The 12,645-nt window shown below is 68.7% G+C and carries 13 protein-coding genes and 1 pseudogene; 4 read left to right on the forward strand and 10 right to left on the reverse strand.

All coding sequences use genetic code 11. The annotated features are described in order from the left end of the window. Window positions 1–219, reverse strand: a pseudogene (locus AC07NX_RS20445) (thiol reductant ABC exporter subunit CydD); the annotation flags it as partial. A gap of 120 nt (window positions 220–339) precedes the next feature. Here AC07NX_RS20445 and AC07NX_RS20450 point away from each other — a divergent pair. The 4 genes from AC07NX_RS20450 to AC07NX_RS20465 all read left to right on the forward strand — a co-directional run bounded on the left by AC07NX_RS20450 (window position 340) and on the right by AC07NX_RS20465 (window position 3,946). After that, entirely contained in the window at window positions 340–1,920 is a 1,581-nt protein-coding gene (locus tag AC07NX_RS20450) for a cytochrome ubiquinol oxidase subunit I (protein ID WP_494644312.1), read from the forward strand. Window positions 1,921–1,933: 13 nt separating this feature from the next. Continuing rightward, entirely contained in the window at window positions 1,934–3,079 is a 1,146-nt protein-coding gene (gene cydB, locus AC07NX_RS20455) for a cytochrome d ubiquinol oxidase subunit II (RefSeq protein WP_494644313.1), read from the forward strand. A 12-nt stretch (window positions 3,080–3,091) separates the two neighbouring features. Continuing rightward, window positions 3,092–3,211, forward strand: a complete 120-nt coding sequence (cydX, locus tag AC07NX_RS20460; protein WP_494644314.1) for a cytochrome bd-I oxidase subunit CydX — start codon at window positions 3,092–3,094, stop codon at window positions 3,209–3,211. A 282-nt stretch (window positions 3,212–3,493) separates the two neighbouring features. Beyond that, entirely contained in the window at window positions 3,494–3,946 is a 453-nt protein-coding gene (locus AC07NX_RS20465; protein ID WP_494644315.1) for a chemotaxis protein CheW, read from the forward strand. A gap of 192 nt (window positions 3,947–4,138) precedes the next feature. Here the strand turns inward: AC07NX_RS20465 and AC07NX_RS20470 are convergent, their stop codons facing one another. The 9 genes from AC07NX_RS20470 to AC07NX_RS20510 all read right to left on the reverse strand — a co-directional run bounded on the left by AC07NX_RS20470 (window position 4,139) and on the right by AC07NX_RS20510 (window position 12,614). Beyond that, window positions 4,139–4,636 carry an ASCH/PUA domain-containing protein gene (locus AC07NX_RS20470; protein ID WP_494644317.1) on the reverse strand — a complete coding sequence of 166 codons (498 nt, stop codon included), beginning with the start codon at window positions 4,634–4,636 and terminating at the stop codon, window positions 4,139–4,141. A gap of 240 nt (window positions 4,637–4,876) precedes the next feature. Further along, the gene (gene yihA, locus AC07NX_RS20475; protein ID WP_494644319.1) at window positions 4,877–5,518 is read right to left on the reverse strand and encodes a ribosome biogenesis GTP-binding protein YihA/YsxC; all 642 of its coding nucleotides are present in this window, start codon (window positions 5,516–5,518) and stop codon (window positions 4,877–4,879) included. Then, window positions 5,518–7,401: a membrane protein insertase YidC gene (gene yidC, locus AC07NX_RS20480; protein WP_494644320.1), complete on the reverse strand. Its 1,884-nt coding sequence runs from the start codon at window positions 7,399–7,401 to the stop codon at window positions 5,518–5,520. Before yidC ends, yihA begins: the two co-directional genes overlap by 1 nt. A 9-nt stretch (window positions 7,402–7,410) precedes the next feature. Further along, window positions 7,411–7,857: a ribonuclease P protein component gene (gene rnpA / locus AC07NX_RS20485; protein ID WP_494644321.1), complete on the reverse strand. Its 447-nt coding sequence runs from the start codon at window positions 7,855–7,857 to the stop codon at window positions 7,411–7,413. Window positions 7,858–7,955: 98 nt separating this feature from the next. Further along, complete coding sequence (gene rpmH, locus AC07NX_RS20490) at window positions 7,956–8,090, reverse strand: 50S ribosomal protein L34 (protein ID WP_012284717.1); 135 nt, start codon at window positions 8,088–8,090, stop codon at window positions 7,956–7,958. 115 nt (window positions 8,091–8,205) lie between these two features. Continuing rightward, on the reverse strand, window positions 8,206–9,189 hold the full coding sequence (locus AC07NX_RS20495) for an NADPH:quinone oxidoreductase family protein (protein ID WP_494644323.1): 984 nt from the start codon (window positions 9,187–9,189) through the stop codon (window positions 8,206–8,208). Between the two features lie 162 nt (window positions 9,190–9,351). After that, complete coding sequence (locus AC07NX_RS20500; RefSeq protein ID WP_494644324.1) at window positions 9,352–10,398, reverse strand: alpha/beta hydrolase; 1,047 nt, start codon at window positions 10,396–10,398, stop codon at window positions 9,352–9,354. Between the two features lie 140 nt (window positions 10,399–10,538). Further along, window positions 10,539–11,180, reverse strand: coding sequence for a TetR/AcrR family transcriptional regulator (locus AC07NX_RS20505; RefSeq protein ID WP_494644325.1), 642 nt, complete (start codon window positions 11,178–11,180; stop codon window positions 10,539–10,541). 51 nt (window positions 11,181–11,231) lie between these two features. Further along, window positions 11,232–12,614: a flavin-containing monooxygenase gene (locus AC07NX_RS20510; RefSeq protein WP_494644327.1), complete on the reverse strand. Its 1,383-nt coding sequence runs from the start codon at window positions 12,612–12,614 to the stop codon at window positions 11,232–11,234. Between the last annotated feature and the right edge of the window lie 31 nt (window positions 12,615–12,645).

Raw genomic sequence — 12,645 nt, forward strand, 5'->3', positions numbered from 1 at the left:
GGCCAGGGCCAGCAGGACCAGCCAGGGCGCGGCGGCGGCGAGGCCGCGCGGCAGGGCGTCGATGGCCAGGGCCAGGCCGGCGGCGAAGGCGACCGCGGCCGGGACGTCGGCCAGCAGCCACAGGGACGCGGTGTTGGAGGCGCCGCCGCCCGGCTTGGCCAGCGCCTTCAGCCAGGGGCGCGCGACGGCGTCGAGCTGGGCGGTTGAACGGGCGGACATGGACCGTCGTTAGGGATCGGGGACGGGCGCGTCCTTGATCCGGATCAAAGCGCCCTAGCCTTGATGCGTCTAGAGGTAGAAGGTCCTTGGCGCGATCGCCAACGACCACCGGAGCGCTGCATGGACCCCGCCGTCGTCGACCTTTCTCGTCTGCAGTTCGCCCTGACGGCGCTGTACCACTTCCTGTTCGTGCCCCTGACGCTTGGCCTCTCCTTCATGCTGGTGATCATGGAGAGCGTCTATGTGATGACCAAGCGGCCGATCTGGCGCACCACGACGCGGTTCTGGGGCACGCTGTTCGGCATCAACTTCGTGCTCGGCGTGGCCACCGGCCTGACCATGGAATTCCAGTTCGGCATGAACTGGTCGTACTATTCGCACTATGTCGGCGACATTTTCGGCGCGCCGCTGGCCATCGAGGGGCTGATGGCCTTCTTCCTGGAGGCCACGTTCGTGGGGCTGATGTTCTTCGGTTGGGACAAGCTGAAGCCCGTCACCCACCTGCTGGTCACCTTCCTGGTCGCCCTGGGCACCAACCTGTCGGCCCTGTGGATCCTGGTCGCCAACGGCTGGATGCAGAACCCGGTCGGCGCGGCCTTCAATCCCGACACCCTGCGGATGGAGGTGACCGACTTCCGGGCGGTGCTGTTCAACCCGGTGGCCCAGGCCAAGTTCGTGCACACGGTCAGCGCCGGCTACACCATCGCGGCGGTCTTCGTGCTGGGGGTCAGCGCCTGGTACCTGCTGAAGGGCCGGTATGTCAGCGTCGCCAAGCGTTCGCTGACCGTGGCCGCCGCCTTCGGCCTGGCCTCGTCCCTGTCGGTGGTCGTGCTGGGCGACGAAAGCGGCTACGCCCTGACCGACAACCAGAAGATGAAGCTCGCGGCCCTGGAGGCCATGTGGGAAACCGAACCCGCGCCGGCCGGGCTGACCGCGTTCGGCATTCCCGACCTGAAGGCCCGCAAGACCCACGCCGAGATCAAGATCCCGTACGTCCTGGGCCTGATCGCCACCCGCAGCCTCGACCGGCCCGTCGCCGGCATCTTCGAGCTGGTGGCCCAGGCCGAGACCCGGATCGAGAGCGGGGTGGTCGCCTACGGCGCGCTGGAGGCCCTGAAGGCCAATCCCAAGGACCTGGCGGCGCGGGGCGTCTTCGAGACCCACCGCCGCGACCTGGGCTACGCCCTGCTGCTCAAGCGCCACGTGGCCGACCCGCGCCAGGCCGACAAGGCGCTGATCCAGAAGACGGCCTGGGACACCGTGCCCAACGTGCCGGTGATGTTCTGGTCGTTCCGGATCATGGCCGGCGTCGGCTTCCTGATGATCGCCCTGTTCGCCACCGCCTTCGTGCTGGTCACCCTGCGCCGGCACGACACCCGCTGGTTCCTGATGCTGGCCGTGGCGGCCATCCCGCTGCCGTGGATCTCGACCGAGCTGGGCTGGGTGCTGGCCGAGGTCGGACGCCAGCCCTGGGCGGTGGAGGGCGTGCTGCCCACCTTCCTGGCGCCCTCGTCGCTGAGCGTGCCCCAGATCCTGACCAGCATCGTGGTCTTCACCCTGCTGTACGGCGCCCTGGCGGTGGTCGAGGTCGGGCTGATCCTGCGCACCATCAAGAAGGGCCCCTTCGCCGAGCAGGAAACCTTCCCGTCCGGACCCCCGGGCGGTCTCGAGGGCGCGCCCGCCGGCGAAGCCGTGGCCTAAGGAGATCGGACCCATGGAACTTCCCCTCGACTATCCGACCCTGCGCCTGATCTGGTGGGGCCTGCTGGGCGTGCTGCTGATCGGCTTCGCGGTGACCGACGGCTACGACATGGGCGTGGGCGCCCTGCTGCCCTTCGTCGCCCGCACCGACGAGGAGCGGCGGATGGTGATCAACACCGTCGGCGCCACCTGGGAAGGCAACCAGGTGTGGTTCATCACCGGCGGGGCCGCGATCTTCGCGGCCTGGCCGCTGGTCTACGGCGTCAGCTTCTCGGGCTTCTACCTGGCCATCTTCGCGGTGCTGGTGGCGATGATCCTGCGGCCGGTCGGCTTCAAGTACCGGTCCAAGCGGCCGGACCCGCGCTGGCGGGCGTTCTGGGATTGGGCGCTGTTCACGGGCGGCTTCGTGCCGGTGCTGGTGTTCGGCGTGGCCGTGGGCAACGTGCTGCAGGGCGCGCCGTTCAAGCTGGATGGCGACCTGAGGGCCACCTATCACGGCGGCTTCCTCGGCCTGTTCACTCCCTTCACCCTGGTCTGCGGCCTGCTGTCGGCGGCCATGCTGGTGCTGCACGGCGCGGCCTGGCTGGGGATCAAGGCCGAGGACGGCGGCGTGGTCCAGGACCGGGCCCGCAGGTTCGGGACGGGCGCGGGGATCGCCTCCCTGCTGCTGTTCCTGGTGGGCGGCCTGCTGGCCATGCGCCTGGGCTTCCGCATCGAGGGCGCCTTCGATCCGGCCGGACCTTCCAATCCGCTGCGCGGGGTCGCGGTCGCCGCGCCTGGCGCCTGGTTCGACAATTTCGGCCGCCATCCCTGGATGCTGATCGCCCCGGTGCTGGGCTTCGGCGGCGCGATCCTGGCCCTGCTGGGCCTGTGGCGGCGGTCCGCGCCCCTGGCGTTCGGCGGCTCGTCGGCCTCGGCGGCGGGGATCGTGGCGACCGCCGGCCTGTCGATGTTCCCGTTCATCCTGCCCAGCACGATCGATCCCCGGTCGAGCCTGACGGTGTGGAACGCCTCGTCCAGCCACCTGACCCTGTTCATCATGCTGATCGTCGTCGTGGTGCTGATGCCGGTCGTGCTGCTCTACACCGCCTGGGTGTTCAAGGTGCTGTGGGGCCGGACCAGCACGGCGGCGCTGAAGACCGACCCGGCCCTGTACTGAGGAGTTCAAGCCATGTGGTATTTCACCTGGGTGCTGGGCCTGGGCCTGGCCGTCGCCTTCGGGGTGCTGAACGGCGTCTGGTACGAGTTCAACCTGACCGACGAGGGCGACGTCGGGGTGTCGGAGCCGTAAGGGCCAATCTCCCGCTCATCCCGGCGAACGCCGGGACCCAGATCCCATGGCGGGGAGCCCGATTGGATGAGCGCCGAGCTCTTGGAACCCGCCACACCGCTATTCCATCTGGGTCCCGGCATTCGCCGGGATGAGCGGATTCATAGCCAGCGCGACAATTCGACGCCGCCTCGCAAGCGCTACATTAACCGTTATTAAACGGCGCTCGGGCTCTTGTGACAGGTGACGCGAAACCGGCTTTCGGCCTTCGCCGCAAGACTTTTCGAGCCTCGGGACCCGACCATGACCGACCACGCCGAACCCGCCCTGGAGCTGATCTCGTTCTGCATCGGCGAGCAAGAGTTCTGCATCGACGTCAAGACCGTCCGCGAGATCCGCGGCTGGACCCCGGCCACCCCGATCCCGCACGCGCCGAGCTTTCTGAAGGGCGTGATCAACCTGCGCGGCGCGATCATGCCGGTCATCGACCTGCGCAACCGCCTGGGCCTGGGCGTCACCGTCCCGGAGACCCGCCACGTCATCGTCGTGGTCGAGTGCCAGGACCGCCTGGCCGGCATCCTGGTCGACGCGGTCAGCGAGACCTTCACCGTGTCGCGCGACCACCTGCAACCGACCCCGGACCTGGGGACCGACGAACTGCGCTTCATCCAGGCGATCATCTCGCTGGACAGCCGCCTGATCACCTATCTGCGCATGGACGACGTCTTCCCGACCCAGGTCAGCCAGGCGGCGTAGGACTTCGGCTCACGGCTGGAACGACAAAAGGGGCGGACCGCGAGGTCCGCCCCTTTTGATTCAAACCGATCTGTCATCCCGGGCGGAGCGCAGCGCAGACCCGGGACCGCCGGAAGCGCCGAGTTCACGCGTCGGTCCCGGATCTTCGCGCCGAGCGCTCGTCCGGGATGACAGCGTCCAGGCAGCGCCGCCCTACTTCCCGCGCACGATCCTGGCGGCCGCCGCATGGAAGGCGGCTTCGGTCTCGGCGGCGGCGGCCACGGCGTTGTGGCGGTCGGCGGCGACCGGCATGGCCGCGCGGCCGGTGGTGGGGGCGGCGTAGCTCTGGGCCACCTTGCGGGAATCCTGGGCGCGCAGGGCCGCGTTGTTCGAGGCCGTCTCGTGCCAGTGGGCCAGTTGCGCCGCGGTCAAGGCGCCGTCGGCCGGCATGTCGCCGTGATGGACCACCTCGCCGAAGCCGATGGCCACGAAGCCGTGGATGACGCCGTAGTCCTCTTCCGACAGCAGGAAGGTGATCTGCCGCTCCTCGACCTGGCCGGTATAGGCGTCCTGCTCGGGATCGAACTCGCGCAGCACCAGCACGTCGCCCACCGCGAACTCGCGGTCGTTGCGGCGGATCTCGAAGCGCTTCTTGCCCGAGCGGACGGCGGCGAAATACTGGGGCCAGGTCTTCAGTTCGTGACGGGTCATGGGGACTTCTTCGGGTGTTCGGGAGGGATCGGAGGCGTGGCCTTAGCGGCCGGATCTGGCCGTAAGGTTAAGGCGGGAGCGGGTTGTTGTGGACTCTCTATAATCCGCTCATCCCGGCGAATGCCGGGACCCAGATCCCATGGCGGTGTGGATGATGGGAAGGGCTCGGAGCCCCTGGCGTCAGCCTCAAAGCTATTCCATCTGGGTCCCGGCATTCGCCGGGATGAGCGGAATTATGGGCTAGCTCAAGCAGGTCCGGGCGATCTCGGCGCGCAGTTCGGGCAGGCCGTAGCCCTTTTCCGACGAGGTCGCCAGGACCTTGGGGAAGGCCGCCGGGCGCTTGGCGATGGCCTTCAGGGTCTTGTCGACCGTGGCGTCCAGCTCGGCCTGCTTGATCTTGTCGGCCTTGGTCAGGACGATCTGGTAGGAGACCGCCGCGATGTCCAGGGCGTCCAGGGCCTCGGCGTCCACCGCCTTCAGCCCGTGGCGGGCGTCGATCAGCAGGTAGACGCGCTTGAGGTTCACCCGGCCGCGCAGATAGGCGCGCCCGAGGTCCTGGAACTTGTCGGCGATGCTCTTGGACACCCGGGCGAAGCCGTAGCCCGGCAGGTCGACCAGGCGCAGCTTCTCGGCCAGCACGAAGAAGTTGACCTCCCGCGTGCGCCCCGGCGAGTTCGAGGCGCGCGCCAGGTGGTTCTGCCCGACCAGCCCGTTGATCAGGCTGGACTTGCCGACGTTGGAGCGGCCGGCGAAGGCGACTTCCGGCAAGGTCGGGGCGGGCATGCCGTCCATCTTGACCGCGCCCATCATGAAGGTCGCCGGCTGGGCGAACAGCACGCGGGCGGCCTCGATCTCGTCTTCGCTGTAGCCCAGCTCGTCCATCAGGTGGCCTCGACGGACTTGCCGCTGAAGCGGGCGATCAGCTTGTCGATCGGGTTCTCGACCTTGTAGCGGTGCATGATGATGTACTGCTGGATGATGGTCAGCACGTTGCTCCAGCACCAGTAGATCACCAGGCCGACGGCGAAGCCCGACAGGGTGAAGGTGAAGATGATCGGGAACAGCTGGAAGATCTTCTGCTGCATCGGATCGCCGGCCGGCGGGTTCATCGCCGTGGTCAGCCACATGGTGAAGCCGTAGAGCAGCGGCCAGACGCCCAGGTGGGCGATCAGCGCCCCGGCCAGCGGCAGGGTCGCCGGATCCCACGGGATCAGGCCGAACAGGTTGAAGATGGTGGTCGGGTCGGGCGCCGACAGGTCCTGGATCCAGCCGAAGAACGGCGCGTGCCGCATTTCGATCGTCACCGTCAGCACCTTGTACAGCGAATAGAAGATCGGAATCTGGATCAGCATGGGAATGCAGCCCATCATCGGATTGATCTTCTCCTTGGCGTACAGGCCCATCATCTCCTGCTGCTGCTTGGCCGGATCGTCCTTGAACTTGGCCTTCAGCTTTTCGACCTCGGGGGCGATCTTCTTCATCTTCGCCATCGACTCGTAGCTCTTGTCGGCCAGCGGGAAGAGGATGAGCTTCAGGGCGACGGTCAGCAGCATGATGGCCACGCCGAAGTTGCCCACCAGCTTGTAGAAGATCTCCAGCACGTTGAAGATCGGTCGGGTGATGACCTCGAACATCCCCCAGTCGACGGCCTTGTCGAAGCTGGGAATGACGGCGGCCGGGCGGTTCCAGAACTGCCACCAGACCACGGGCTTGCCGCCGTATTCGTAGCGGGTCAGCAGCGGCACGGTCTTGGCGCCGGCGAACAGGCGGGTGGTGTTGGTGACGGTGGCGCCGGCGGCCAGGGACCGCGGCGAACCGGTGAAGGCCGATTCATAGACGTCGACGCCGCTGACCGGCTTCACCTGGAAGCGGCCCTTGATCATCTCGGACTGCTGGGGCACCAGGGCCGCCAGCCAGTACTTGTCGGTCATGCCGATCCAGCCGCCCTTGGACTCCAGATTGTCCTGCAGCGGCCTGTCCTTCTTCCACTGCGGGTACTTGGCCTTGTTCTGAAGGATGTACTTGCCGCCCTCGACGTTATCGACGCCGCCCAGCACGCCGATGCCGCCTTCGTAGACGATCTGGGTCTTGCCCAGGCCGTGCGGGCCTTCGGTCGGGATGCCCTGGCGCTGGACCGAGGCGTAGGGGGCCAGGGCCACGGCCGCGCCGCCCTGGTTGCGGACGGTGTCGGCGACCGTGAACATGGCGTCGGCGTCGACCGAGATGGTGCGGGTGAACACCAGGCCCTGGCCGTTGTCATAGGTCAGCACCACCGGGGTGGTCGGGCGCAGCACCTGGCCGGGCGCGGCCGTCCACACGGTCTGGGGCGTGGGCAGGCCGGTCATGCCGGCGATCCCGGCCCAGCCGAAGTCGGCGAACCAGGCGTGCTCGGCGCCCTCGGGGCGGAACAGCTCGACCGGCGGCGAGTTCTTGTCGGCCGTCTGGGTGTAGCGCTTGAGCCAGAGGTCGTCGATGCGCGCGCCCTTCAGGGCGATCGAGCCCGACAGGGCCGGCGTGTCGACGGCGATGCGCGGGCTCTGGGCCTTGGCGGCGTCGCGCGACAGCTTCAGGGGCTGGGGCAGGCCGTCGGCGCCGAGGGTCATGCCCGGCTGGGCCGCGATCTGGGCTTCGGCGATCTTCTTGGCCTGCAGGGCCGCCGCTTCCTTCCGCTGCTGCGGACCGGCGTACAGGAACTGGTAGCCGATCAGGATCGCGAACGCGCAGACGAGGAACATCAGCGTGTTTTTGTTGGAGTCGTTCTGCATGGGTTGGACTTAACCAGAAACGGAGGAATCGGACGCGGCGGGGGCGTGCGGAGCGGGCGTCGCGCCCGGGCCCGCGCGATCGAGGTCGGCGGCGAGGCTTATCAGCGCGGTTTTAACATCGTCAAGCAAACGCCCCCATGGCCGCTGGCCGGTTCCGCCGCGGGCGATGAACACATAGTCGCAACAGGGGCGGCCATGAAGGGGGAGAAGCAGCCTGGCGGCCTCGCGCAGGCGTCTTTTGGCGCGATTTCGCTCGACCGAGCCGCCGATCTTCTTGGTGGCGGTGAATCCGACCCGGATCAGCGGGTCGTCGTCGTGGCGCGGGCGCATCTGCAGGAACACCGCCCCGCGGGCCAGGTTGGGCGCCTTGGCGGCTTTCAGGAAGTCCGGACGCTTCTTCAGGCGCTCGATCTTCATGGCCAAGGGGGCTTGAGGCGGGACCGAAGCTTCAGTCATGAAAAAAGCCGCCCTTTCCGGCGCAGGCGCGGGGCCTGGTTCGAGGAAAGGGCGGCTTCCATCATGGTCTTGTTCCCGCGGGAAGCGGGAGAAGGCTGTTAGGCCGTCAGGCGCTTGCGGCCCTTGGCGCGGCGACGCGCGACGATCTTCTGGCCGTTCTTGGTGGCCATACGCGCGCGGTAGCCGTGACGGCGGGCTCGCACGAGCTTCGACGGCTGGAATGTCCGCTTCACGAGGTGGCTCCGATAATAAATGGGACGCGGAAGCCGGAGGGCCGCCGCGAGTGAGGGGCGGTGGATAAGGGAAGGGGCGGTCGCTGTCAACCGGAGTCAAAGCAATGGGTTGCCGTTAGAGATCCGGCCGGATCACCGCCTTGCCGACCACCCGCCGGTTCGCCAGCAGGTCGAAGGCCTCGCGCCAATGGTCAAGCTCGAACTCGGCATGCACATGGGGTCGGATCGTCCCCTCGTCCGCCATCCGCCATACCGCCTGCGCATTCTCCCGCCCCTTCTCGGGAAACCGTCGCCCATACTCCCCCGCCCGAACGCCCATCACCGAGAAGCCCTTGATCAGCGGCAGGTTGACCGAGACGGTCGGGATGCGGCCGGAGGTGAAGCCGATGACCAGCAGCCGGCCGTCGAAGGCGATGCAGCGGACGCTCTCGTCGAAGACGTCGCCGCCGACCGGATCGTAGATCACGTCGGCCCCGCGCCCGCCGGTGATCGCCTTGACCTGGTCGCGGAAGCCGCCCGTGACATTGACCACGGCGTCGGGGGCGTAGAGGGCCTGGATCGCCGCCAGCTTCTGGTCCGAAGCCGAGGCGGCGATCACCTTGGCGCCCAGGGCCTTGGCCAGGTCGACGGCCGCCAGACCCACCCCGCCGGCCGCGCCGTGCACCAGCACCCACTCGCCGGGCTCCAGCCGCGCCCGGCGCACCAGGGCGACATAGGCCGTCAGATAGGCCGCGCCATAGGCGGCGGCTTGCGCGAACGACAGCCGCGCGGGCTTGGGCTTGAGGGCCTCGGCCGACAGCACGGCGTACGCCGCGAACCCGCCCAGCCGCGCGCCACCGACGACCGCGTCGCCGAGGCGCCAGCCGGCGACGCCCTCGCCCAGGGCCGCGACCTCGCCGGCCAGGTCGAGGCCGGGCGTGAAGGGCGGGGGCGGCTTGAACTGGTATTCGCCCCGGGTCATCAGCAGGTCGGGGAAGTTGACGCTGGCGGCGCGCACGCGGACCAGCACCTCGCCCGGGCCCGGCGTGGGCGTCGGGACCTCGCGGACCGCGCAGCCGGCGAAGTCGGGGGCCAGGCTGTCGACGACGAGGGCGCGCATGGTATCGCTCATGAGCCTCCCTCAATTCCGCTCATCCCGGCGAATGCCGGGACCCAGATCTTATGGCTGTGGGCTGGTTGGAAACGCGCTGAGATCATGGAGGCCGCCTCTGAGCCATTCCATCTGGGTCCCGGCATTCGCCGGGATGAGCGGATCAGAAATTCAGGCCCTGGCCGCGTCAAAAGCCGCCCGCACCAGCCGCGCGATCTCCCGGCACGCCGCGTCGGCCGCCGGCACGACTCCGGTGAACGCCGTGAAGCCGTGGGCCAGGCTGTCATGGCAGCGGTAGGTGGTCGGCACGCCGGCCGCCACCAGCCGCTTGGCGTAGGCCTCGCCCTGGTCGACCAGGGGATCGAAGCCGGCGGTGACCACCACGGCCGGGGCCAGGCCGGACAGGTCCTGGGTCTTGTCCGGCGACAGGCGCGGATCGGCCGGGTCGGCGTCGGGCCCCATATAGTGGCCCATGAACCAGTCCATGATCGGCCGGCTCAGCGGATAGGCGTCGGCATAGGTGGTCATGGACGCCGTCTCGCTGGCCACGTCGACGGCGGGGTAGATCAGCAGCTGCAGGGCCGGCGTGGCCTCGCCCAGGCGCTTCATCTCCTGGGCGACGACGGCCGCGAAGTTGCCGCCCATGGAGTCGCCGCCGATCGCCGCCGTCCCCGGCAGGGCGCCGAAGCGGGCGGCGTTGTCGCGGCCCCAGCGGAAGGCGGCCAGCACGTCGTCGAGGCCGGCCGGGAAGCGGTGGTCCGGCGCCAGGCGGTAGTCGACCGACAGCACCGCCGTGCGGGCGATGCGGGCCAGGATCCCGCAGAAGGCGTGGCAGGTCTCCAGGTCGCCGATCACCCCGCCGCCGAAGTGGGCGAAGACGATCAGGGGCGCGCCGTCGTCCTGGTCGGCCGGGCGGTAGGCGCGCAGCCTGATCGGCCCGTTGGGGCCGTCGATCGACAGGCTTTCGTTGCGCACGCCCGGCTCGGGCGGGCCGCTCATGGCGGTCAGGCCCTGGGCGCTGGCGGCCCGGGCCTCGGCGGGCGCCAGGCTGGTCAGCGACGGCATCTTGGCGGCGGCCGCGGCCAGGAACTGGAAGCGCGGATCCAGGGTCCGCCCGCCGCGATAGACCGTCCCGCCGCCCGACATCGCCCGCAATACCGGGCTGGGCAGGGACATCAGCGCCTTGAGGATGAATTTCTGGACGGCGGGGTCGGCCATTCGGGGGCTCTCTTCTTGAAGATTGGCGGGCCGCCCTCGTCCTTCGACTGGCTCAGGATGAGGGCTACTGATCGGGCGGTTCGGTAGAAATCCTCATCCTGAGCCTGTCGAAGGACGAGGATTTCGGACCAAGAAAGGCTTCATGGGCGCGGCAGGGCGGGCAGGCCGCCCAGGATCATCCGGACGGCGAAATCGGCGGCGCCGTCCACGTCGACCGGCCGGCGCTCCAGCATCTTGTCGCCGATCTCGCGGGCGACGGCGATGCAGGCGGCGGCGAAATAGTCCAGGTCGACGGCCGGGGCGTGGTCGTGCTCCAGCACCTTGGCGAAGGCGGCATGGACCTCGTCGAACACCGCCTGGATCTCGGGCGTGGCGCGGGCATGGGGAAAGACCTCGCCGGCCGGCCGGTTGATCCGCCAGCTCTCGTGCTCGGCCGCCAGGAAGTCGAAATAGGCCCGGATGGCGCCGCGCAGGAAGCTCTCGAAGTCGGCCGCCTTGTCGGACTCGGCCCGCAGGATCGGCCGGAAGCGCCGCGCGCCGTCGTCGGCCAGGGCGTCGAACACCTCTTCCTTGGACTTGTAGTAGTTGTAGAACGTGCCCGAGGCCAAGCCCGTGCGGCGGATGATGTCGCGGACCGTGGCGGCCTCGTAGCCCAGCTCGCCGAACACCGCCCGGGCCGCGTCGAGGATCGCCTGGCGGTTGGCGACCTTGGTGCGTTCGCGCTTGCCGGGGCGGTTGTCCTCGGCGGGGCCGCGGGCGGGGAAGTAGGCGATGTTCGACATCGGACGCGACTCGTGGCGAGGCCCAGATGACGCCCCGTCATGATCTCAGCCTCATTCCGCCGCCAGTGGCAAGGCGTCCGGCGCTCGCGCCCGCACGGGCAGGACCCCGCCGGCGGTCCGCGCCCGTTTCTCGCCGGCCGCGATCTCCTTCTTCAGGTCGGCGCAATAGACCCCGAAGTCGACCTGGATGGTGTGGCGGGCCGAGGCGTAATAGTGGCCGGTATGGCGAGCCTCGTCCTTGGCGGTGATGCGTTGCATCTCGGCGACCGAGGGCGGCGCGTAGCGGCCGGTCAGGTAGGCGGCGACCAGCTTGGACTGCTGTTCGGCGAAATTGACCAGGGTCGGCAGGGCCTGGGCCAGGCCCATGTAGAACAGGTCGGGCACGCCGGGCTTCATCATCCGCTTGAACAGCGGCAGGCGGTGGTCGGCGTCGGGAACCAGCGCTGGATCGTCGAGGAACGGGAAGCTGATCCTGTAGCCGGTGGCGAACAGGATCACGTCCACACGCTCGACGCTGTCGTCGGCGAAACGGACCTCGGACCCTTCCAGCGCCTTGATCGCCGGCTTGAAGGTGATGTCGCCGCAGCCGGCCCGGGTCAGGAACTCGCCGCTGACCGATGGGTGGGCCTCCAGCGGCTCGTGGTCGGGCTTGGGCAGGCCGTAGTCCTCCATCCGGCCGACATGCTTGCGGACCAGAGCGCCGACGATCTTCAGCCCCAGCCTGCGCGGCATCCACGGCGGCATGGCCGACTTGTCGGACGGCTTGCCGTTCAGATACTTGGGGAACACCCAGACCCCGCGCCGGGCCGAGACGATCAGCTTGCCGGCGATCGGGCGCTGGGCCAGCTCGCTGGCGATGTCCATGGCCGAATTGCCCATGCCGACCACCACCACGGTCTTGCCGCGCATGTCGACCGGGTCGAACGGGTCGCTATAGGCGTGGGCGTGGAAGGCGACGCCGTCGAAGGTCCCGGGATAGTCCGGCACGCGCGGGTCCCAGTGATGGCCGTTGGCGATGATCAGCACGTCGTAGAGCCGGGTCTCGCCGGTCGACAGGGTCACCGACCACAGGCCGTCCCCGTTGCGCTGGGCGCGCAGCACCTTGGTGTTGAAGGTGATGGTCTCGCGCAGGCCGAATTGGGCGACATAGGCCTTGAAATAGGCCAGGACCTGGCTGTGGTGCGGGAAGTCGGGCCAGTCGGGCGGGACCGGGAAGTCTTCGAAGGCCAGCCGCCACTTGGACGTGTCGATATGCAGGCTCTCGTAGCAGGCCGACAGCCCGTTGGGGTTCTTGTAGTACCAGTTGCCGCCGATGTCGTCGGAGGCCTCGAAGCAGTCATAGGGGACGCCGGCGTCCTTCAGCCGCTTGGCGGTGGTGAAGCCGCTGCAGCCCGCGCCGATGATGCAGGCCTTTGGAAGCCGCTTGGCGTCCATGACGCGCCCTCCCTGACTTATCGTTGTTCAG

The sequence above is a fragment of the Caulobacter sp. GW821-FHT09A05 genome, assembly GCF_059418465.1.